Annotated in this window: 25 protein-coding genes; 9 read left to right on the top strand and 16 right to left on the bottom strand. The window is 57.0% G+C overall.

What is annotated here, in order from left to right:
• Positions 1–76: 76 nt before the first annotated feature.
• Both J1C59_RS05025 and J1C59_RS05020 read left to right on the top strand, forming a co-directional pair.
• A complete protein-coding gene (locus tag J1C59_RS05025; RefSeq protein WP_111139123.1) occupies positions 77–916 on the top strand; it encodes a MurR/RpiR family transcriptional regulator in 840 nt (279 codons plus the stop codon).
• A 55-nt stretch (positions 917–971) separates the two neighbouring features.
• On the top strand, positions 972–1,220 hold the full coding sequence (locus J1C59_RS05020) for a YfhL family 4Fe-4S dicluster ferredoxin (RefSeq protein WP_111139122.1): 249 nt from the start codon (positions 972–974) through the stop codon (positions 1,218–1,220).
• On the opposite strand, the gene acpS is transcribed toward J1C59_RS05020, so the two are convergent.
• The 11 genes from acpS to rpoE form a co-directional block, all read right to left on the bottom strand.
• Entirely contained in the window at positions 1,217–1,597 is a 381-nt protein-coding gene (acpS, locus tag J1C59_RS05015) for a holo-ACP synthase (RefSeq protein ID WP_111139121.1), read from the bottom strand. The two genes, J1C59_RS05020 and acpS, sit on opposite strands and share 4 nt — an antisense overlap.
• Complete coding sequence (gene pdxJ / locus J1C59_RS05010) at positions 1,597–2,328, bottom strand: pyridoxine 5'-phosphate synthase (RefSeq protein WP_111139167.1); 732 nt, start codon at positions 2,326–2,328, stop codon at positions 1,597–1,599. Before pdxJ ends, acpS begins: the two co-directional genes overlap by 1 nt.
• Positions 2,329–2,399: 71 nt before the next feature.
• On the bottom strand, positions 2,400–3,128 hold the full coding sequence (recO, locus tag J1C59_RS05005) for a DNA repair protein RecO (protein ID WP_128084400.1): 729 nt from the start codon (positions 3,126–3,128) through the stop codon (positions 2,400–2,402).
• A gap of 4 nt (positions 3,129–3,132) precedes the next feature.
• A complete protein-coding gene (gene era, locus J1C59_RS05000) occupies positions 3,133–4,038 on the bottom strand; it encodes a GTPase Era (RefSeq protein ID WP_128084399.1) in 906 nt (301 codons plus the stop codon).
• A gap of 141 nt (positions 4,039–4,179) precedes the next feature.
• The gene (gene rnc / locus J1C59_RS04995; RefSeq protein WP_010257656.1) at positions 4,180–4,860 is read right to left on the bottom strand and encodes a ribonuclease III; all 681 of its coding nucleotides are present in this window, start codon (positions 4,858–4,860) and stop codon (positions 4,180–4,182) included.
• A 130-nt stretch (positions 4,861–4,990) separates the two neighbouring features.
• Positions 4,991–5,965, bottom strand: coding sequence for a signal peptidase I (gene lepB, locus J1C59_RS04990; protein WP_128084398.1), 975 nt, complete (start codon positions 5,963–5,965; stop codon positions 4,991–4,993).
• A 9-nt stretch (positions 5,966–5,974) separates the two neighbouring features.
• The gene (gene lepA, locus J1C59_RS04985; RefSeq protein ID WP_128084397.1) at positions 5,975–7,774 is read right to left on the bottom strand and encodes a translation elongation factor 4; all 1,800 of its coding nucleotides are present in this window, start codon (positions 7,772–7,774) and stop codon (positions 5,975–5,977) included.
• A 218-nt stretch (positions 7,775–7,992) separates the two neighbouring features.
• Entirely contained in the window at positions 7,993–8,457 is a 465-nt protein-coding gene (gene rseC / locus J1C59_RS04980; RefSeq protein ID WP_128084396.1) for a SoxR-reducing system protein RseC, read from the bottom strand.
• Positions 8,454–9,410, bottom strand: coding sequence for a sigma-E factor regulatory protein RseB (gene rseB, locus J1C59_RS04975; protein WP_140916999.1), 957 nt, complete (start codon positions 9,408–9,410; stop codon positions 8,454–8,456). Before rseB ends, rseC begins: the two co-directional genes overlap by 4 nt.
• On the bottom strand, positions 9,410–10,063 hold the full coding sequence (rseA, locus tag J1C59_RS04970; protein WP_111139114.1) for an anti-sigma-E factor RseA: 654 nt from the start codon (positions 10,061–10,063) through the stop codon (positions 9,410–9,412). Before rseA ends, rseB begins: the two co-directional genes overlap by 1 nt.
• A 30-nt stretch (positions 10,064–10,093) precedes the next feature.
• Complete coding sequence (rpoE, locus tag J1C59_RS04965; RefSeq protein ID WP_111139166.1) at positions 10,094–10,669, bottom strand: RNA polymerase sigma factor RpoE; 576 nt, start codon at positions 10,667–10,669, stop codon at positions 10,094–10,096.
• A gap of 412 nt (positions 10,670–11,081) precedes the next feature.
• Here rpoE and nadB point away from each other — a divergent pair, with 412 nt between their 5' ends.
• Positions 11,082–12,701 (top strand): L-aspartate oxidase, encoded by a 1,620-nt coding sequence (nadB, locus tag J1C59_RS04960; protein ID WP_208721855.1) that lies wholly within the window; start codon positions 11,082–11,084, stop codon positions 12,699–12,701.
• Here the strand turns inward: nadB and trmN are convergent.
• Positions 12,686–13,435 carry a tRNA(1)(Val) (adenine(37)-N(6))-methyltransferase TrmN gene (gene trmN / locus J1C59_RS04955; RefSeq protein ID WP_128084394.1) on the bottom strand — a complete coding sequence of 250 codons (750 nt, stop codon included), beginning with the start codon at positions 13,433–13,435 and terminating at the stop codon, positions 12,686–12,688. The two genes, nadB and trmN, sit on opposite strands and share 16 nt — an antisense overlap.
• 164 nt (positions 13,436–13,599) lie before the next feature.
• Between trmN and srmB the strand changes: the two genes are divergently transcribed.
• The gene (srmB, locus tag J1C59_RS04950) at positions 13,600–14,928 is read left to right on the top strand and encodes an ATP-dependent RNA helicase SrmB (RefSeq protein WP_128084393.1); all 1,329 of its coding nucleotides are present in this window, start codon (positions 13,600–13,602) and stop codon (positions 14,926–14,928) included.
• A gap of 216 nt (positions 14,929–15,144) precedes the next feature.
• Here the strand turns inward: srmB and grcA are convergent, their stop codons facing one another.
• Positions 15,145–15,528: an autonomous glycyl radical cofactor GrcA gene (grcA, locus tag J1C59_RS04945; protein WP_111140608.1), complete on the bottom strand. Its 384-nt coding sequence runs from the start codon at positions 15,526–15,528 to the stop codon at positions 15,145–15,147.
• Between the two features lie 243 nt (positions 15,529–15,771).
• Here grcA and ung point away from each other — a divergent pair, with 243 nt between their 5' ends.
• Entirely contained in the window at positions 15,772–16,452 is a 681-nt protein-coding gene (ung, locus tag J1C59_RS04940; protein WP_128084392.1) for a uracil-DNA glycosylase, read from the top strand.
• A gap of 57 nt (positions 16,453–16,509) precedes the next feature.
• Here the strand turns inward: ung and grpE are convergent, their stop codons facing one another.
• A complete protein-coding gene (gene grpE, locus J1C59_RS04935; protein WP_128084391.1) occupies positions 16,510–17,091 on the bottom strand; it encodes a nucleotide exchange factor GrpE in 582 nt (193 codons plus the stop codon).
• A gap of 122 nt (positions 17,092–17,213) precedes the next feature.
• Here grpE and nadK point away from each other — a divergent pair, with 122 nt between their 5' ends.
• The 3 genes from nadK to bamE all read left to right on the top strand — a co-directional run bounded on the left by nadK (position 17,214) and on the right by bamE (position 20,372).
• Complete coding sequence (gene nadK, locus J1C59_RS04930; RefSeq protein WP_139805869.1) at positions 17,214–18,092, top strand: NAD(+) kinase; 879 nt, start codon at positions 17,214–17,216, stop codon at positions 18,090–18,092.
• Positions 18,093–18,176: 84 nt separating this feature from the next.
• Positions 18,177–19,838 (top strand): DNA repair protein RecN, encoded by a 1,662-nt coding sequence (gene recN, locus J1C59_RS04925; protein WP_139805868.1) that lies wholly within the window; start codon positions 18,177–18,179, stop codon positions 19,836–19,838.
• 186 nt (positions 19,839–20,024) lie between these two features.
• On the top strand, positions 20,025–20,372 hold the full coding sequence (gene bamE, locus J1C59_RS04920) for an outer membrane protein assembly factor BamE (protein WP_111140612.1): 348 nt from the start codon (positions 20,025–20,027) through the stop codon (positions 20,370–20,372).
• Between the two features lie 110 nt (positions 20,373–20,482).
• Here bamE and J1C59_RS04915 read toward each other — a convergent pair whose 3' ends face one another.
• Positions 20,483–20,776 (bottom strand): RnfH family protein, encoded by a 294-nt coding sequence (locus tag J1C59_RS04915; RefSeq protein WP_128084390.1) that lies wholly within the window; start codon positions 20,774–20,776, stop codon positions 20,483–20,485.
• Positions 20,769–21,203 (bottom strand): type II toxin-antitoxin system RatA family toxin, encoded by a 435-nt coding sequence (locus J1C59_RS04910; protein ID WP_111140614.1) that lies wholly within the window; start codon positions 21,201–21,203, stop codon positions 20,769–20,771. Before J1C59_RS04910 ends, J1C59_RS04915 begins: the two co-directional genes overlap by 8 nt.
• A 158-nt stretch (positions 21,204–21,361) precedes the next feature.
• Here J1C59_RS04910 and smpB point away from each other — a divergent pair, with 158 nt between their 5' ends.
• On the top strand, positions 21,362–21,844 hold the full coding sequence (gene smpB / locus J1C59_RS04905) for an SsrA-binding protein SmpB (protein ID WP_033733561.1): 483 nt from the start codon (positions 21,362–21,364) through the stop codon (positions 21,842–21,844).
• Positions 21,845–21,884 lie beyond the last annotated feature (40 nt).

The following is a 21,884-nucleotide window of genomic DNA, read 5'->3' as shown; positions in this document are numbered from 1 at the left end:
TTTTAATTCCGATGACTACAATGCCTGATGAATAGTTTATTCTTCTCCGATTATTCCTGAACGATGAGGATTGGGCATGAGTTCACTGCTGCGCATTCGCCAGCTTTATCCACGTCTGGCCTTGAACGAGCGTCGGCTGGCGGATTTTTTACTGTCGCAACCCGATCGGGCGCGCCACCTGAGTTCGCAGAAGCTGGCGGAAGAGTCCGGCGTCAGCCAGTCGAGCGTCGTCAAGTTTGCCCAGAAACTGGGATACAAAGGCTTTCCGGCGCTGAAGCTGGCCCTGAGTGAGTCACTGGCGGACAAGGATGCCATTACCGTGCACAACCATATTCTCAGCGACGACCCGCTCAAGATGGTGGGCGAGAAGCTGCTGACCGAAAAGCTCTCGGCGATCCGCGCCACGCTGGATATCAACAGCGAAGAGAAGCTTAACGACGTGCTGCAATTACTGAAGAATGCCCGGCGCATTCTGCTGGTGGGTATCGGCGCCTCGGGCCTGGTGGCAAAGGATTTCTCCTGGAAGCTGATGAAGATTGGGATTAATGCGGTCGCGGAGCAGGACATGCACGCGCTGCTGGCCAGCGTTCAGGCGATGGGGCCCGGCGATGTGCTGCTTGCCATCTCCTACACCGGGGAGCGGCGCGAGATCAATCTGGCGGCGCAGGAAGCCGCGCAGGTGGGCGCTGATGTGGTGGCCTTCACCGGCTTTACCCCCAACACGCTGCAGCAGAGCGCCAGCTACTGCCTCTATACGGTGGCCGAAGAGCAGAGCACACGCAGCGCGGCGATCTCCTCCACCACCGCGCAGCTGGCCCTGACCGACCTGCTGTTTATGGCGCTGGTGCAGAACGATCCGGAACGCGCCTCCAGCCATATCCGCCACAGCGAGGCGCTGGTGAAAAAGCTGGTCTGATCAGCGGCAGCGCGTATAATACCCGCGCTTTTTCTGTTGTTATCAGGTGGGAAAGATGGCGCTGTTGATTACGTCCAGATGCATTAACTGCGATATGTGTGAACCGGAGTGCCCGAACCAGGCCATTTCGCTGGGCGATGCGATCTATGAAATCGATGTCAGTCGCTGTACCGAATGCGTCGGTCACTATGAGGTGCCGACCTGCCAGCAGGTCTGCCCTATCGACAACACCATTATCACAAACCCACAGCACATCGAATCACGCGATGCGCTGTGGGAGAAGTTTGTGCTGCTGCACGGCTAGCTCTCGATAATCACCGTGGCACAGGCGTAGTGACGCTCATCGGCCAGCGTCACATGAACCCGGTTAACCCCCAGGTTCTGCGCCACTTCCGCCGCATGCTGAAAGAAACGTAATCCCGGTTTACCCAGCTCATCGTTGTAAACTTCGAACTGATTAAACGCCAGCCCGCCGCGAATGCCGGTGCCAAAGGCTTTGGCGGCCGCCTCTTTGACCGCAAACCGCTTGGCGAGAAAGCGCACCGGCTGATGATGGGCCTGATACTGCTGCCATTCCGCTTCGCTCAGGACCCGACGCGCCAGCCTGTCACCGGCGCGTTCGATCACCCCGGCGATGCGTTCAATCTCCACGATGTCGGTGCCCAGTCCCAGAATAGCCATCAGCGACGCGCTTCACGCAGCAGCTGTTTCATCTCTTTCACGGCATCCGGCAGGCCACTCATCACGGCACGGCCGATAATGGCATGGCCGATGTTGAGCTCGTGCATTTCCGGCAGCGCCGCAATCGGCAGCACGTTGTGGTAGGTCAGGCCGTGGCCGGCATTCACCTTCAGCCCCAGGCTGGCGGCAAAGGTCGCGGCGTGACGGATCCGCGCCAGCTCGGCGTCGCGCGCCAGTCCCTCCGGAGCTTCGGCGTAGGCGCCGGTGTGAATCTCGATGTAGGGCGCGCCGCTGGCCACCGCCGCCTCGATCTGGCGATGATCGGCATCGATAAACAGCGACACCAGAATGCCCGCGTCACTCAGCAGACGCACGGCCGCGTTCATCTTCTCCTGCTGCCCCGCCACATCCAGACCGCCTTCGGTCGTCACTTCCTGACGCTTTTCCGGCACCAGACAGCAGAAATGGGGACGGATATCGCAGGCGATGCCGATCATCTCGTCGGTAACCGCCATCTCCAGATTCATGCGCGTCTGGATGGTGTCACGCAGGATGCGCACATCGCGGTCGGTGATGTGACGACGATCTTCGCGCAGGTGAACGGTAATGCCATCCGCGCCCGCCTGCTCGGCGATAAACGCCGCCTGCACCGGATCGGGATAGTTTGTGCCACGGGCGTTTCGCACCGTGGCAATGTGATCGATATTGACGCCTAACAGCAACTCAGCCATGACCATCCTCACTTCTTTTCCATCGTGATGTTGAGTGTACCGCGCAGACCCCGCAGGCGGTACAACCCGCGCTATTCATCTGCCTGTTCAGGCTTTTTCTTCGGGACAAACTGGCGGAACAGCTCCTGACTTTTCAGCGGCTTGCCACCCAGATAGGGCTTCAGGGCGATGCGGGTAAATCGCTTGGCGGCGCGCAGTGTGGCGGCATCCGGAAAGTCCCGCTCATAGAGGGCGCGCAGTTCGCGGCCGGTAAAGCTGCGCTGACCCACCACCAGGCTGGCGATAAACCCGCGCTCTTCACGGTAGCTGTAGGTCATCTCATCGCTGACCGCCTCGCCACTGCCAGCGCAGTGCAGGAAATCGACGCCGTAGCCCAGATGACCGAGCAGCGCCAGCTCGAAGCGGCGCAGCGCCGGTTCCGGCTGACCGTGGGTCGAGGCTAACGCCTGGAGGCAGTTGAGATAATCGAAGAAGAGTTCGGAGAAGGGAAACTCCTGCTGCAACACGCGGGAGACCAGCTCATTGACATAAAGACCGCAGTAGAGCGTGATGCCGCTGAGCGGTAAGGCCAGCGACACCGCTTCGGCATTGCGCAGGGTTTTAACTTCGCCGCGCCCGCTCCAGCGTACCAGCAGCGGGGTAAAAGGCTGTAACGCGCCTTTCAGCTGCGAGCGCCGCGACCGGGCGCCCTTGGCCAGCACCCGCACCCGCCCTTCACTTTCGCTGAACAGGTCGAGCAGCAGACTGGTTTCGCTGTAGGGACGACTATGCAGCACAAAGGCGCGTTGCCAGCCTTCCATTGAATCAGAGATCGTCTGTATAACCCAGGCTGCGCAGCGCACGTTCGTCGTCTGCCCAACCGGATTTCACTTTCACCCACAGTTCGAGATGCACTTTGGCTTCAAACATCTCTTCCATATCCCTGCGCGCTTCGGTTCCGATAACTTTGATTTTGGCCCCTTTGTTGCCAATCACCATCTTCTTCTGGCCTTCGCGCTCAACCAGAATCAGGCCGTGGATGTCGTAACCGCCACGTTCGTTCGTCACGAAACGCTCGATCTCTACGGTGACCGAGTAAGGCAGTTCCGCGCCCAGGAAGCGCATCAGTTTTTCGCGGATCATCTCCGACGCCATGAAACGCTGAGAGCGGTCGGTGATGTAATCTTCCGGGAAGTGATGATCGGCCTGCGGCAGATGCTTGCGGGTAATCGCCGCAATGGTATCGACGTTCTTGCCGCTTTCCGCCGAGATCGGCACGATATCCAGGAAGTTCATCTGCTGGCTCAGGAACTGCAGATGCGGCAGCAGAATGGTTTTGTCCTGGATGTTGTCGACCTTGTTGACCGCCAGTACCACCGGCACTTTGTTGTCGCGCAGTTTGTTCAACACCATCTCGTCATCGGGCGTCCAGCGCGTACCTTCAACCACGAAGATCACCAGCTCGACGTCACCGATTGAACTGCTGGCTGCGCGGTTCATCAGACGGTTAATGGCGCGCTTCTCTTCCATGTGCAGGCCCGGGGTATCGACGTAGATCGCCTGATAGTCACCCTCGGTGTGAATGCCCATGATGCGGTGGCGCGTGGTTTGCGGCTTGCGCGAGGTGATCGACACCTTCTGCCCCAGTAACTGGTTCAGTAAGGTGGATTTACCGACGTTGGGTCGGCCAACAATCGCGACAAAGCCGCAATAAGTAACGTTTTCGCTCATTCGAGTCCTGAATTGTTCAGCGCCTGAGAAGGCGCCGAAAGAGTGCTATTTGAATCGTGTGTCATTCAGCGTCTGCTGACGCCGGGACAGCTCTGTGTCCGGTGTTATCGCGCCACTGCGGACGCCGTGACGCCGGCAGAGCTATTCGAGACCTAATTTTATCAGCGCCTGTTCCGCTGCTGCCTGCTCAGCTTTACGGCGGCTGGAGCCGACACCGACAACCGGCTCGGCCATGCCACTCACCTGACAGTGAATGGTAAATTCCTGATCGTGGGCTTCGCCACGGACCTGCACCACCAGATAACTGGGCAGCGGCAGATGACGTCCCTGCAGATACTCCTGCAGTCGCGTTTTCGGATCTTTTTGCTTATCGCCCGGACTGATTTCGTCGAGGCGGGTCTGATACCAGTCGAGGATCAGCTGCTCGACCCGTTCGATACTGCTGTCGAGGAAGATGCCGCCAATCAGCGCTTCCACCGTATCGGCCAGAATCGATTCGCGACGGAAACCGCCGCTTTTCAGCTCGCCCGGCCCTAAACGCAGGCACTCGCCGAGATCAAATTCGCGCGCCATCTCCGCCAGCGTATTGCCGCGCACCAGCGTGGCACGCATGCGGCTCATGTCACCTTCGTCAACCCGCGGGAAGCGGTGATAAAGGGCATTCGCAATCACATAGCTAAGAATAGAGTCGCCAAGAAATTCCAGGCGTTCATTGTGCTTACTGCTGGCGCTGCGGTGCGTCAGGGCCTGCTGTAACAGTTCCGAATGAGTAAAAGTGTAGCCCAGTTTGCGCTGAAGCTTGTTAATCAGGATGGGGTTCATGCGATTCCAGTTCTTTGTTGCGTCTGTGACTCTGCATACCAAACGGGGCTGGCAGTCCAGCACGTTCCGTTTGGTGTGCAGTGGCCTCCCTGAGGAGGCCACCCGATTTGCCTGTTAAACAGACAATGATTTAGTGGATACCGCCGATGCGACTGAATCGCACGCCGGTTGGCCACTGCCCTTCTTGTTTCTCAAAGCTCATCCAGATAGCGACCGCTTTACCCACCAGATTGCGCTCCGGGACAAAGCCCCAGTAGCGGCTGTCGGCGCTGTTATCGCGGTTGTCGCCCATCATGAAGTATTGCCCTTTCGGCACTACCCAGGTCGCCTGCGGCTGACCCGGCTGCTGATAATACATGCCCGCCTGACTCTGCGCTTCGTTAACCAGCAGGATGTCATGCGTGACGTTGCCGATCGTCTCTTTGCGGGTGCCCAGGCGCAGTCCGCCACGCAGCGTGTCGCCCTGCGGCACCTGGTAGAAGCCGTTGCCGGTTTCGTTGCCATCAAAGCCGCTGAAGGTCTGAATGAAATTGCTCGGCTCAACGTCAGTGTAGGTCACCGGTAACGCCGACACGCAGGCTTTTTCATCGGCACACGCCGGTTTCACCGTCAGCGTTTTGCTGTAAGGATCATAGATGACTTTGTCGCCCGGCAGGCCAATTACGCGCTTGATGTAGTCCAGACTCGGATCTTTCGGGTATTTGAATACCGCGATATCTCCGCGTTTTGGCTGACCGGTCGGGATCAGCGTGGTCTGGGTAATCGGATCCTTGATGCCGTAGGCGAACTTCTCCACCAGGATGAAGTCGCCGATCAGCAGGGTCGGCATCATCGAACCCGACGGGATCTGGAACGGTTCGTAGATAAACGAACGCACGATGAAGACCACGGCCAGCACCGGGAACACGGAGGCGGTGGTTTCCACCCAGCCTGGCTGAGAAGAGACCTTCGCCAGCGTTTTGCTGTCGAGCGCATTACCGGTCTGCGCCTGGGCCGCCGCCTGTTTCGCACGACGCTCAGGCGCCCATTTAAACCGATCAATAACCCAGACGATGCCAGTAATCAGCGTCGCTATCGCCAGAATCAGGGCGAACATATTAGCCATCAGAAATCCTTATTTGCTGTCCTTACCGACATGCAGAATGGCGAGGAACGCTTCCTGTGGCAGCTCAACGTTACCTACCTGCTTCATGCGTTTCTTACCATCTTTCTGTTTCTGCAACAGTTTCTTCTTACGACTCACGTCGCCGCCATAACATTTGGCCAGCACGTTTTTACGCAGCTGTTTCACCGTCGAACGCGCGATGATGTGGTTGCCGATGGCAGCCTGAATCGCGATATCGAACTGCTGACGCGGGATAAGATCTTTCATCTTCTCCACCAGATCGCGTCCGCGATAAGGGGCGTTGTCGCGGTGCGTGATCAGCGCCAGCGCATCCACACGTTCACTGTTAATCAGAACGTCAACGCGCACCATGTCAGACGGCTGGAAGCGTTTGAAGTTGTAATCCAGCGAGGCGTAACCGCGTGAGGTCGATTTCAGACGGTCGAAGAAGTCGAGCACCACTTCCGCCATCGGAATTTCGTAGGTCAGCGCAACCTGCTTGCCGTGATAAACCATGTTGGTCTGCACGCCACGCTTCTCGATACAGAGCGTGATGACGTTGCCCAGATACTCCTGCGGCAGCAGCATGTGACATTCGGCAATCGGCTCACGCAGCTCTTCGATGTTGTTCAGCGGCGGCAGCTTGGACGGGCTGTCGACATACACCACGTCACCACTGGTGGTCACAACTTCATACACGACCGTCGGGGCAGTGGTGATCAGATCGAGATCATATTCGCGCTCCAGACGCTCCTGAATGATCTCCATGTGCAGCAGACCCAGGAAGCCGCAGCGGAAACCAAAGCCCAGCGCCGTTGAGCTTTCCGGCTCATAGAACAGGGAGGCGTCGTTCAGGCTCAGTTTGCCGAGCGCGTCGCGGAAGGCTTCATAGTCATCAGAGCTGATCGGGAACAGACCGGCATAAACCTGCGGCTTCACTTTCTTAAAGCCCGGCAGTGCTTTGTCCGCCGGGTTACGCGCGGTGGTCAGCGTATCGCCCACGGGCGCGCCGAGAATGTCTTTGATCGCGCAGACCAGCCAGCCCACTTCACCGCAGTTCAGTTCAGTGCGGTCGACCTGTTTCGGCGTGAAGATCCCCAGGCGGTCAGCATTGTAGGTCTGACCGGTACTCAGGACTTTGATCTTGTCGCCCTTGCGCATGGTGCCGTTTTTCACACGCACCAGCGAGACAACGCCCAGGTAGTTATCGAACCAGGAGTCGATGATCAGCGCCTGCAGCGGGCCATCCGGATCGCCTTCCGGCGGCGGAATATCACGCACCAGGCGTTCCAGCACGTCCGGTACGCCAACGCCGGTCTTGGCGGAACAGCGCACCGCATCGGCAGCGTCGATACCGACGATATCTTCAATTTCCTGCGCGGCGCGCTCGGGATCGGCGGCGGGCAGGTCAATCTTGTTCAGAACCGGCACCACTTCCAGATCCATCTCCATCGCGGTGTAGCAGTTCGCCAGTGTCTGCGCTTCAACACCCTGACCGGCGTCCACCACCAGCAGTGCACCTTCACAGGCGGCCAGTGAGCGGGAAACTTCGTAAGAGAAGTCAACGTGGCCCGGGGTATCGATGAAATTGAGCTGGTAAGTTTCGCCGTCTTTCGCGTGGTAATCGAGCGTCACGCTCTGGGCTTTGATGGTAATGCCACGCTCGCGCTCCAGATCCATTGAATCGAGAACCTGCGCAGCCATCTCACGGTCAGTGAGGCCACCACAGATCTGAATAAGGCGGTCAGAGAGCGTAGATTTACCATGGTCGATGTGAGCGATGATGGAGAAATTTCTTATGTGCTTCATTTATTGGGATATCTTCGCTTAAAATTCAGTTGAAAATCTGAGCACAGACACATTCAGGAAGATCGCTCTTTACCCACAATCCTGTCAGCCTCATTAATGACGACGCATATTACACTGTTAACGCCGCGCATAAAAGAATGGAACGTGGTGGAAGCGAAACAGATATCTGCGCAGGGCAGAACAGACAAAGGCCGCGGAGTGCGCGGCCTGGACGTGCGTTACGCTTCGCTTTCAACACGCAGCGCATCGGGCGGTAAGGCGATGTTGAGAATGACGGGCTGAAAGGCTTCGCGATCGCCAAATTTCATTGAAACGCCTTTGGCGACGATGAATCCACCGATGCCGCCCAGCAGCGCACCACAGGCGGCCGCCAGGTCGCTGCCGAAGAGCGATTGAAACAGCCCCGCCACCAGAAACAGGCCAAAGAGCGGCGTCATGTAGACCAGCAGCGCCGATCCAAGCAGGCTGCTCTCTTTGATGCCCAGCTCAATGCGCTGACCCGGCTGCAGCGGCTTGCTGCTGGCAATCTGCATCACATGTGCATTCTTCGGGCCGAGCTTGTTGAGCATATGGCTGCCGCAGCCTTTGCGCGCCTGGCAGCTGTTGCAGGAGGTTTTTGCTTCAGTGTGCAGCGTGGCGATGCCATCCTGCCATGCCACCACGGTGGCCCATTCTCTCATCATTTTTGTGACCCCAGGTCGATGCTGTCCGCAATACGTTTCGCAGTAGACGGCGGCAGTTCGCCGATTACCGCAATTTCGCTATTATTGCGCACAACGGTCTGGACCGTACGACGCCCAGTGCGCAATGTCTGCGTATTACTGGTTTTATCGGCTGGCGTCACGTTAATCGCAAAGCTAAACAGACCATCGCTGTAGAGCTTTGACTCCATATTTTTATTCAGGCCCGGCAGCGTACGGCGGTTCTGCGACACCAGCGTCATCCCGGCGGGTATCCAGCCAGGCTGCCAGCTGAGCGTCACCGCATCGCCTTTCGGCACGGAGAGCGACGGTGGCAGATTCGCCTTTTCCAGCCCCTGCATCAGGTTACGCACGCCCTCATCCACTGCAAAGCTGATGACGCGGAACTGCTCCAGCGTTTCGCCATCGCGATCGAGCAGGTCGATGCGCAGCGGCAGCTTGGTGTCCACATCCAGCCAGACCACATAACTGTAGCGGGTGCCATCACGCGACACGATGCGCAGCACATCGCACATCTGATCGGCGATGCGCGAGCGGCCAACCGTGATGAAATCGTAGGCGGAGGAGAGCTTGGTGAAATCCGCAAAAATCACCGAAGGCAGTGCATCGATGATGTGCGTGCCAGGCAGGGAAAAGGGATCGAGCCCCGGTTCGAAGTAGCTGATATCGTTGCCACGCTGGATCACTTCCCGGCGCGGCCCGTCCATCTGCAGCAGCTGCGCAAAAATCCGGTTATCGATCACCGCGTGACGATAACGCAGCGATTCGATGCCGATGCGTGAGACGTTGATATAGGCGAATTCGTAGTTGAGATTCTGGCTTGCCTGCTCCATCTGCTGTAATAGCGCCCCGGACGCAGAGGTTTGCGCCGGGGCCGCAGATGACCATAACAGGCTGCCTGCCAGCAGGCTAACAGCATACCAAAGCGGCTTCATTACTGCTGTTGCTGTCCTAAAGATTGGTTTCCGGGAACATCAACCTGTGCCTGTTTTGGCGCACTGGTTTCAAACTGCAGCTGATCCGCATGCAGGCGACGCTGGAGTTCATAATCCTGCAGCATCGCATTCACGCGACGACGCTGGTCCTGAACCTGCTGATTGGCGCTGTTAGTGTCAAACGCATCAGACGGCACGCCCAGGCTGACCGGAGAGGCTTTGCCCATCATCGGCAGCGTGTTGAAGACCGGCGAGTCAGACGTCTGTGTGGCGCTGCCCTGCGGCTGGTTGTAGTGCTGAACGCCCACGATCACCGCCAGAGAAACACAGGCCGCCACGCCAACCTGGGTCAGCTGCGCCGCCCACGGACGCGCTTTTTTCCAGAATGGCATTTTTTCCCAGCGGGAAGGTTCTGGCTGAGCTTCAGGGATCAGCGTAGTCACGGTGCGCAGAGGCTCTTTTTCAATGGCCGCCGCGACGCGCGCAGAGATATCAAAATGCAGATGTTCACCGACATCGCCGCGCATCGTATCGCGAATCAGATGATAGCTCGCCCAGCTTTTCTGTAATTCTGCGTCCTTCGACAAGGCGGAAAACAGCTCGTTGTCTAAGGTCTCACCATCCATTAAAGCGGAAAGTTTTTCTTTCTGCATGCCTATGTACCCTTCCAGTAGCCGTTATCACTAACGTTGGATAAGCGGTTGAACTTTGTTATCAATGGCCTCTCGCGCACGAAAGATACGTGATCGAACAGTGCCTACCGGGCAATCCATAATGACGGCGATCTCTTCATAACTCAGACCGTCCAGTTCCCTGAGGGTGATTGCCATACGCAAGTCCTCGGGTAGCGCCTCGATGGTACGAAAGACAATTTGTTTCAATTCGTCAGACAACATTAAGTTCTCAGGGTTCGAAATTTCTTTTAATGCACTCGCACTTTCGAAATTTTCCGCATCAATCGCATCCACATCGCTGGATGGCGGACGACGCCCCTGAGCAACCAGGTAATTTTTCGCTGTGTTAACCGCAATGCGGTACAGCCAGGTATAAAACGCGCTATCGCCCCGGAATGAGTCCAGTGCGCGATACGCTTTAATAAAGGATTCCTGTACTACGTCTGGCACGTCGCCCGAAGGAACATAGCGTGAAACCAAACTCGCCACTTTGTGCTGGTAACGAATCACCAGTAAGTTAAACGCTTTTTGATCTCCCTTCTGTACCCGCTCGACAAGGACCTGATCCGTTAACTGCTCGCTCATCCGAGGTAATGTCTCCCCAAATTCTAAATGCATAAAGTAACTGCCAGCACATCTCATCATTCTGAGCAAGCATGCGCTTAGAGTTGTGATGTGGTGCGAAGTTCACTTTTCGCCCTGATATTTACTGCTCCGGTGGCCGCTACACGGGTTGTTCGTTTTCGTTCAGTGTAAGGAGCACAAATCGCAGGCAGAGTAACCTATGACAACAGCTTTTTCATCATTAAATCCGTCAGGTTTTATAGGTTTGCTATAAAAAACAGGACGAATAAGCGCGTCATTTTAACGCTTTGATTGTAGGTCATTTCAGAAAATCCTCTGCCGAAAAACAGCGCACACTGTTTAAAATACTTCACAGCCGCCCCGTTCGGGCTTATGCTCGGACCAGGTCTTGTTTAGTAAATTAAACATTATGATGAAAACAACCCCGGATTATCAGTGTGATGTTTTAATTGTCGGCAGCGGCGCGGCCGGCCTGTCGCTGGCGTTGCGGCTGGCAAAGCAGTATCAGGTGACCGTTCTCAGTAAAGCGCAGGTTAATGAAGGCTCGACGCTCTACGCGCAGGGCGGCATCGCTGCGGTTTTTGATGAGACGGACAGCATTGAGTCACACATCGAAGATACGCTGATTGCGGGCGCCGGGCTGTGCGACCGCGAAGCCGTCTCCTTTGTGGCCAGCAATGCGCGTCACTGCGTGCAGTGGCTGATCGACAACGGCGTGGCCTTTGACCTCGATCCCCAGGCCGCTGGCGACATGCGTTATCACCTGACGCGCGAAGGCGGCCATAGCCATCGCCGTATCCTGCACAGCGCTGATGCCACCGGCCACGCGGTGGAAACCACCCTGGTAAGCCAGGCGCTGAGCCACCCCAACATCCGGATTCTGGAGCGCACCAACGCGGTCGATCTGATCCTTTCAGACAAAAGCGGGCTGCCTGGCCCCCGCCGGGTGATTGGCGCCTGGATCTGGAACCGGAACCGCGAGCAGGTTGAAACCTGTCGGGCGCGGGCCGTGGTGGTCGCCACCGGCGGCGCGGCCAAAGTTTACCAGTACACCACCAACCCCGATATCGCCTCCGGCGACGGCATCGCGATGGCGTGGCGTGCGGGCTGCCGGGTCGCCAATCTGGAGTTCAATCAGTTTCATCCGACCTGCCTGTTTCATCCGCAGGCGCAGAATTTCCTGTTAACCGAAGCCCTGCGCGGCGAGGGAGCCTGGCTGCTGCGTCCCGACGGCAGCCGTTTTATGCCCGACTTCGATGAACGCGCAGAGCTGGCCCCGCGCGATATCGTCGCCCGGGCCATCGACCATGAGATGAAGCGGCTCGGCGTCGACTGTATGTATCTGGATATCAGCCACCAGCCTGAAGCCTTTGTGCGCGCCCACTTCCCGATGATCTACGAGAAGCTGCTGACCTTTGGCTTTGATCTCACCAAAGAGCCGATCCCGATTGTGCCCGCCGCGCACTATACCTGTGGCGGCGTGGTCGTGGACCAGCATGGGCAGACCGACGTCAGCGGCCTGTTTGCCATCGGTGAAGTGAGCTATACCGGCCTGCACGGCGCAAACCGCATGGCGTCCAATTCGCTGCTGGAGTGTCTGGTCTACGGCTGGTCCGCCGCCGAAGAGCTGATGCGTACCCTGCCCGCCATTGAGCCCGTCACGGAGCTGCCCGCCTGGGATGAGAGCCAGGTGGATGATGCGGATGAGCGCGTGGTGATCCAGCACAACTGGCACGAGCTGCGGCTGTTCATGTGGGATTACGTCGGTATTGTCCGCACGACCCGGCGGCTTGAGCGGGCGTTACGCCGCATTAATCTGCTTCAGCAGGAGATAGATGAATATTATCGTCATTTCCGCCTCTCCAATAATCTGCTGGAGCTGCGGAACCTGGTGCAGGTGGCGGAACTGATGGTGCGCTGTGCGCTGGCGAGGAAAGAGAGTCGCGGCCTGCACTTTATCCGCGACTATCCGGCATTACTGCCGGAGGCGCTGCCGACCGTGCTGGCCCCTTCTGGCTACATAAAGAGGTAGAACGCCTGCGTCAGGCCGCACCACTCATCCGAATAGCGGGTGTCGGGCGCGCGGATAGCGAGGCGCTCCAGCAGCGTTTCTCCGGCCTGCGGCGAGAGACCCAGCACGACGCGGTGTGGCGGACGATGAGCATACTCCGCCACATCCAGCCGGAAGCGCAGATGCCAGCCATCGGCCTGCGCCAGGGTGATAAATGTCTGACCAATCTCCACGGGCAGCACCACGCAGAACATCCCCTCCTCTTCGATCAGTAACGCCGCACTGCGCAACAGCGTCTGATGGTCCAGCGTGCCCGTGGCGCGGGCGCTGTCGCGGGCCGCGCTGGCGCAGGCTACGCCCGGCGCAAAATAGGGAGGATTGCTGACAATCAGCGAATACCGTTTATCGCACGCTTCCGCCCATCTGGCGATATCCTGCTGATGAACTGCAATACGCGCCGGCCAGGGTGACTGCTGCACATTTTCCTGCGCCTGCTGCGCGGCGTCGGCATCCAGCTCCACCGCATCGATGGCAACATTTGACGGCGTACGCTGCGCCAGCATCAGCGCGATCAGCCCGCTGCCGCTGCCGATATCGAGAATGCGCCTGACACCGGCGACCGGCGCCCAGGCCCCCAGCAGGATGGCATCGGTGCCCACTTTCATTGCACAGCGATCGTGCGCGACAAAAAATTGTTTAAAGGTAAATCCGTTATTGTTTAACTGTGGCCGTTTGCGCGGCTTATCCTGCATCATTCGTCACTACCATCGATTTTTCCTGCCGTCCGGCAGCGCATGAGTGTAACGTGACAACAGCGTGATTTCACGCAACAGACAACGCCGGGCACAGCCGAAACCGATTAACAGATGAAGATTCAGTCTGATCTGTCTATAATCAGCGCCCCAAACTGAGGTAGACCATGACAGTAACCACATTTTCCGAACTCGAACTTGACGAAAGCCTGCTACAAGCGTTGCAGGAAAAAGGCTTTACGCGCCCAACAGTGATTCAGGCTGCTGCAATTCCGCCCGCACTGGAGGGCCGCGACGTTCTGGGTTCGGCACCTACCGGGACCGGGAAAACGGCCGCGTATCTGTTACCGGCGTTGCAGCACCTGCTTGATTTTCCGCGCAAGAAATCCGGCCCGCCACGTATCCTGATCGTGACCCCGACCCGCGAACTGGCGATGCAGGTTGCCGACCATGCGCGTGAACTGGCGAAACATACCCATCTGGATATCGCCACCATCACGGGCGGCGTGGCCTATATGAACCACGCCGAAGTGTTCAGCGAAAACCAGGACATCGTGGTCGCGACCACCGGCCGCCTGCTGCAGTACATCAAAGAAGAGAACTTCGACTGCCGCGCCGTGGAGACGCTGGTGCTGGATGAAGCGGACCGCATGCTCGATATGGGCTTTGCCCAGGATATCGAAACCATCGCGGCAGAAACCCGCTGGCGCAAACAGACGCTGCTCTTTTCCGCCACGCTGGAAGGCGACAACATCCGCGACTTCGCGGAGCGTCTGCTGAACGATCCGGTGGAGCTGGAGGCCGATCCGAGCCGCCGCGAACGCAAAAAGATCCAGCAGTGGTACTACCGCGCGGACGATCTGGACCACAAGACCAAATTACTGATCCACCTGCTGAAGCAGGAGGACGTGACGCGCAGCATCGTCTTCGTGCGCAAGCGTGAACGTCTGCATGAGCTGGTGAGCTGGCTGCACGAAGCGGGGATTCGCACCAGCTATCTCGAAGGCGAAATGGTGCAGGCCAAGCGTAACGAAGCGATCAAACGCCTGAGCGAAGGCCGCGTAAACGTGCTGGTAGCGACCGACGTCGCCGCACGCGGTATCGACGTTGAGGAGGTCAGCCACGTCTTCAACTATGACATGCCACGCACCGCCGATACCTATCTGCACCGCATCGGCCGTACCGGTCGTGCGGGCCGTAAAGGCATCGCCATTTCGCTGGTTGAGGCGCATGACTTCGTTCTGCTGGGCAAAATCACCCGTTACGTGAACGAGCCGATCAAAGCGCGTGTGATTGATGAGCTGCGTCCGGTCACGCGTGCACCGAGTCCTAAAACCACCGGAAAACCGTCGAAAAAGGTGCTGGCGAAGCGTGCCGAGAAGAAAGCAAGCGAAACGGAAAAACCGCGCGTGAAGAAACGTCATCGCGACGCAAAAAATGTCGGCAAACGCCGCAAGGCAAGCGGCAGTGCACCAGCGAACGAGAACGCGGAATAAATCGTCGCCGCAATAAAAAAATCGCCTCACAGGAGGCGATTTTTTTTATTTAACAGAGAGTAACAGCCCTTTCATCCCGTTTTTACGGTCAGCGTACGCGCTTTAAAAGAGTGCTGGCCGGGCATCCGGAGTCAGATGCCCTATCCCCTTAATTTATCTGCTAATAGTTGCTGTGTGCGCTTTGCGCTCTTTTTCAGCACCCGTAAACTCAGGCGCTTAAAGGCTTTCAGTAAAAGTACGGGTAATAACGTCGCGCTGCTGCTCTGGCGTCAGGGAGTTAAAACGCACCGCGTAGCCCGAAACACGGATGGTCAGCTGCGGATAGTTTTCCGGATGCTTAACGGCATCTTCCAGCGTTTCGCGGCGCAGAACGTTGACATTCAGATGCTGTCCGCCTTCCACACGAACCTGAGGCTTGATTTCAACCGGCACTTCACGATAAGTGAATTCGCCCAGTTCACGGATGGCGACGACCTGATCTTCTTCATAGCCCGCCTTGGCACAGAGGCAGCGTGCTTCGCCTTTCTCTTCGTCCAGCAGCCAGAATGAGTTCAGTAATTCTGCATTACTGCATTGAGTGATCTGGATTCCAGTGATCATAATTGCGTCTCCCGGGTAATACGTGAATAAATCAATTTTGAGGCTCCGGTATACCACCCTAAATTTATGGCAGCTTTGACCTGTATCAATATTAATCAGCCATAACATCGCCTTTCACGCTAACCCCTTGATCTCACAACGCCCTCGCCTTCAACTTAATTTGTATTTTTTCAAATTATTTTACCTTCTGCTCTGTGCCCGGAACCGCTAAGCTTACTGACATTAACGCGAAGGGAGTGAAATATGGCTGAGAAGCTGACCTGGCACGACGTGCTGGCCGAAGAGAAAGAGAAACCCTATTTTGTCGAGACGCTGAAACAGGTCGCCGATCGACGTGCGGCGGGCGTGACCGTCTATCCGCCCCAGAAAGATGTGTTCAACGCCTTTCGCCTGACGGAACTGGGAGACGTTAACGTGGTGATCCTGGGTCAGGATCCGTATCACGGCCCCCATCAGGCGCACGGCCTGGCCTTCTCGGTGCTGCCTGGCGTTCAGGTGCCGCCATCGCTGCAGAATATCTACAAAGAGCTGGTGCAGGATATCCCCGGCTTTGAGAAGCCTGACCACGGTTTTCTCGAAAGCTGGGCTAAACAGGGTGTGCTGCTGCTGAACACGGTGTTAACGGTTGAGGCGGGGAAAGCGCATTCGCATGCGAAATTTGGCTGGGAGACGTTTACGGACAACGTGATCGCGGCGATCAATCAGCACTGCGAAGGGGTGATTTTCCTGCTGTGGGGATCCCACGCGCAGAAGAAAGGCAGCATCATCGATCGCCAGCGCCACCATGTGTTGCAGGCGCCGCATCCGTCGCCGCTCTCCGCGCATCGCGGCTTTTTCGGCAGCAGACACTTTTCCACCACCAATGAACTGCTGACTGCGGCCGGTAAAACGCCGGTGGACTGGACGCCGGTGTTACCGGCTTAACGCCAGAACGCACACGGCCGCGTCAGTGCGCGGCCGTGTCAGGGATTCCGGGATGAATCAGCTTTTGGCTTTGGCCACCGCCACCATCGCCGGACGCAGCAGGCGACCATTCAGCGTATAGCCACGCTGCATCACCAGCATGACATGGTTCGGCTCAAACTCTTCAGACTCCATCATCGACATCGCCTGATGCACTTCCGGGTTGAACGGCACGCCTGTCTCTCCGACCACTTCGACACCGAACTTACGCACGGCACCCAGCAGGCCTTTCAGGGTCAGTTCGATCCCTTCAATCATCGACGCCAGCTGTGGATCTTCTTTGTTCGCGACTTCCAGCGCACGTTCCAGGCTGTCGATAACCGGCAGCAGTTCGTTAGCAAACTTTTCCAGCGCGAACTTGTGCGCCTTCTCAACGTCCATCTCAGTACGACGACGAATGTTCTCGATTTCAGCCTGCGCACGTAGCTGGGCATCGCGTACACCGGTCTGCGACTGCGCTAATTCAGCTTCGAGCTGAGCGATACGCTCATCACGCGGATCCACCTCTGTTGCTGTCTCCGCGTCCTGAGGTTGCTGCTGATCCTGCTGAATTTCGTCTGAGACTTGCTCGTTTGGGGTGTTCTGTTCTTTACTACTCATGAATTTCTCCGCGTTTTGCACATTCATTTCGCTGGTTGGCTTATTATGGGGATTGGTATGACGGATTCAAGGGAACCTATCACATTGCCTTGCCGTTTTGGCTTATAAGGAACACCGACCAGATGAACAAACACTTTAACTGCATTGGTATTGTGGGTCATCCGCGCCATCCCACCGCGTTGACCACGCATGAGATGCTCTGGCGCTGGCTGACGGCCAAAGGTTATCAAGTGATCGTTGAGAAGCAGATTACGCAGGAGCTGTCGCTTCACGACGCAGAAACGGGCACGCTGGCGGAGATTGGTCAGCAGGCGGATTTAGCGGTCGTGGTCGGCGGTGACGGCAACATGCTGGGCGCGGCGCGCGTGCTGGCGCGTTATGACATCAAAGTGATCGGCATTAACCGCGGCAACCTGGGCTTTCTGACTGACCTGGACCCGGACAATGCGCAGCAGCAGCTGGATGAGGTGCTGCAGGGCAACTATTTCGTCGAGAGCCGCTTTCTGCTGGAAGCGCAGGTCTGCAAGTCGGACTGCTCGCCGCGCATCGGCTCAGCCATCAATGAAGTGGTGCTGCATCCCGGTAAAGTCGCGCACATGATCGAATTCGAAGTCTATATCGATGAAGTGTTCGCCTTCTCTCAGCGCTCCGACGGACTGATTATCTCCACGCCGACCGGCTCGACAGCCTACTCTCTCTCTGCGGGCGGGCCGATCCTGACACCTTCTCTGGAAGCTATCGTGCTGGTGCCGATGTTCCCGCATACGCTCTCGGCAAGACCGCTGGTGATCAACAGCAGCAGCACCATTCGCCTGCGCTTTTCTTCGCGCCGCAGCGACCTGGAAATCAGCTGCGACAGCCAGATCGCACTGCCGATCCAGGAAGGTGAGGATGTGCTTATCCGGCGCAGCGCCAATCATCTCAACCTGATACACCCAAAAAATTACAGTTATTTCAATACGCTGAGCTCTAAATTGGGCTGGTCAAAAAAATTGTTCTGAAATCCGGCCTCCCCTCTTTACTGGATAAAAAACCAGTTTATACTGTATGAAAAACCATATGTGTTTATTCGTACAGGTGAACCTATGCTGGCCCAACTGACCATCAGTAACTTTGCTATCGTTCGTGAGCTCGACATTGATTTCCAACGCGGTATGACAGCAATCACGGGTGAGACCGGTGCCGGTAAGTCCATTGCGATCGATGCGCTGGGGTTATGTCTGGGTGGTCGTGCCGATGCCGACATGGTGCGTCAGGGTGCCAGCCGGGCCGATCTCTGCGCCCGCTTCCAGCTTAAATCCTCCCCTTCTGCCCAGCGCTGGCTGACAGAAAACCATCTGGATGACGGCAACGAATGTCTGCTGCGCCGCGTCATCAGTGCAGACGGTCGCTCCCGCGGCTTTATCAACGGCACGGCCGTGCCGCTTTCTCAGCTGCGCGATCTCGGCCAGTTACTGATTCAGATCCACGGTCAGCACGCCCATCAGCTTCTGCTTAAGCCCGATCACCAGAAACATCTGCTGGATGCCTATGCCGGTCATGACGATCTGCTGCAGCGGATGCGCGCCAGTTATCAGACCTGGCACCAGAGCTGCCGCACCCTGGCGCTGCATCAGCAGCAGGCGCAGGAGCGCGAAGCACGTCGCGAGCTGCTGCAGTATCAGCTGAAAGAGCTGAATGACTTTGCGCCGCAGCAGGGCGAATATGAGCAGATCGACGAAGAGTACAAGCGCCTGGCCAACAGCGGCCAGCTGCTCTCCACCAGTCAGCAGGCGCTGCAACTGTTGGCCGACAGTGACGACAACAACCTTCACAGCCTGCTCTACAGCGCGCGTGAAATGATCGCTGAACTCACCTCGCTGGATGAGAAGCTGAATGGCGTGCACAACCTGCTGGAAGAGGCGGCGATTCAGCTGAGCGAAGCCAGCGACGAGCTGCGCCACTACTGCGACAGCCTGGATCTGGATCCGAACCGCCTGTATGAACTGGAACAGCGAATTTCGCGTCAGATTGCTCTGGCGCGTAAGCATCACGTCACGCCGGAAGGGCTGCCTGAACTGCATCAGCAACTGCTGGCAGAAGCCGAGCTGCTGTCTCAGCATGAGAGCGACCAGGAGAGCCTGCAGTCGCTGGTTGGTGAGCACTATCAGGCCGCGCTGAAAAGCGCGGAGCAGCTGCATCTGCAGCGCGGTCACTACGCCGACGAACTGCAACAGCTGATTACCCAGAGTATGCACCTGCTTTCTATGCCGCACGGCCAGTTCCGCATCGTGCTGACCTTTAATCCGGACCAGCTTACCGCAGACGGCGCCACCCGCGTCGATTTCCAGGTGACGACTAACCCGGGCCAGCCTCTGCAGCCGCTGGGTAAAGTTGCCTCCGGTGGCGAGCTGTCCCGTATCGCGCTGGCGATTCAGGTGATTACCGCGAAGAAAATGGAAACTCCGGCGATGATTTTCGATGAAGTCGATGTCGGGATCAGCGGCCCGACCGCTGCGGTGGTTGGTAAACTGCTGCGTCAGCTGGGCGAGTCCACGCAGGTCATGTGTGTGACGCATCTGCCGCAGGTCGCGGGGTGTGGTCATCAGCACTTCTACGTGAGTAAAGAGACCGATGGCGCGATGACCGAAACGCACATGCAGCCGCTGGACAAGCGGGCGCGTCTGCAGGAACTGGCGCGACTGCTGGGCGGCAGCGAGGTCACCCGCAATACCCTGGCGAACGCAAAAGAACTTTTAGCCGCATAGCAGCGCACTTTTTTAACCCACCGTGGTCATATGCTTGCTCTGTAGAGGTTTCCAACAGCGAAAAGGTTTATTATCATCGGCACTTATGTCGCCAGAGTAATAAAGCCTGCCGCAGGCAGAGTTCAGATTTTGATGGCAAGAAAACCGCCTGCTAAAGGCGTTTGGCCCCGGAAAAGGAATGTTTAGATGCGCTGTAAAACGCTGACTGCCGCGGCAGTGGTAATGTTAATGATGACCGCCGGATGTTCCACCTTAGAGCGCGTGGTCTATCGTCCTGATATCAACCAGGGCAACTACCTGGTTGCCAACGATGTGGCCAAAATCCATAACGGTATGACACAGCAGCAGGTGGCCTATACGCTGGGCACACCGATGATGAAAGATCCGTTCGGCAGCAACGTCTGGTATTACATTTTCCGTCAGGAACCGGGTCATGAAGATGTGAAACAGCAGACGCTGACGCTGACCTTCGATGGCAACGGTGTACTGACCAACATCGATAACAAGCAGAATCTCTCCCAGAGCGGCAACTGATCGAACAGCAGACCGTCTGCATCCCGGAGAGTCTGCACGACAGACAGCAAAAAGGCGCACTGAGCGCCTTTTTTATGGCCGTTATCCGCCAGCACTGGCGCGACACGGCCCTACTTTTTGCTTTCCGCCGCGCGCTCTGCGCGCTGACGCCGCAGCTCTTTAGGATCGGCAATCAGCGGACGATAAATCTCGATACGATCGCCCTCATTAATCACGTCATCCAGCTTCACCGGCCGGCTGTAAACGCCCACTTTGTTGCTGCTGAGATCGATCTCCCGACGCAGCTCAAGTAATCCGGAGGCGTTGATGGCCTGTTCGACCGTGCTGCCCTGCTCCACCTTCACATAGAGTTGATACTGCTTATCGGGCAGCGCATAGACCACCTCGACGGTGATATCAGGCACGGTAGACCTCTTTGGCGCGCTGCGTGAACGCCTGCACCATGCTGTTGGCCAGTTCTTTGAAGATGCGTCCAAAGGCCATCTCAACGAGCATATTGGTGAATTCGAACTCCAGGCTGAGCTCAACCTTGCAGGCATCATCGCCCAGCGAGACGAACTTCCAGCCGCCGGTGAGCTTGCGGAACGGCCCGTCAACCAGCTGCATATGAATGCTCTGGTTGTCGGTCAGGGTGTTGCGGGTGGTAAATGTTTTGCTGATGCCCGCTTTCGACACGTCCACCGACGCGGTCATCTCATTTTCAGACGCATCCAGTACGCGGCTACCGGTGCAGCCCGGCAGGAATTGCGGATAGGCATCCACATCATTTACAAGTTGGTACATCTGCCCGGCACTAAACGGGACCAGCGCCGAACGACTAATCTGAGCCATAATGGTTCCTGTTCATCACGAAACCGCTGAATAATAGCATTTTCAGCGATTAAACAAAAATGTCCCTGAGTAAGGGTGTGCTAGAATATCCCGTTTCCTGCCGCCCTGCTGGACTGGGGATGCGATAACCGACTAAGTGATGTAAAATACGCCGCACTATGACAAAGAAAAAAGCACACAAACCCGGTTCTGCCACTGTTGCCATGAACAAACGCGCCCGTCACGAATACTTCATCGAAGAGGAGTATGAGGCGGGATTATCGTTACAAGGATGGGAAGTCAAATCGCTTCGTGCCGGTAAAGCCAACATCAGCGACAGCTACATTCTGCTGCGCGATGGGGAAGCCTTTCTGTTCGGTTCAACCTTTCAACCCTTAGCCGTTGCCTCCAGCCATGTGGTCTGTGACCCGACGCGCAGCCGTAAGCTGCTGCTGAAGCAACGTGAACTTGACTCCCTTTATGGCCGCGTCAACCGCGAAGGATACACCATCGTGGCGCTGTCGCTGTACTGGAAGAACGCCTGGTGCAAACTGAAGATTGGTGTTGCACGCGGTAAGAAAGAGCACGACAAGCGTGACGATATCAAAGACCGTGAATGGAAGCTGGATAAAGCACGTATTATGAAGAATTCAGCGCGCTAACCACTGGATTTTAAGCTGTTTAATTGCTAGTATTTGAAGT

The sequence above is a fragment of the Pantoea deleyi genome (assembly GCF_022647325.1).
Taxonomy (GTDB): Bacteria; Pseudomonadota; Gammaproteobacteria; order Enterobacterales; family Enterobacteriaceae; genus Pantoea; species Pantoea deleyi.
The sequence above is the reverse complement of the archived record's forward strand: the minus strand, read 5'-3'. Positions and strand labels throughout refer to the sequence as shown.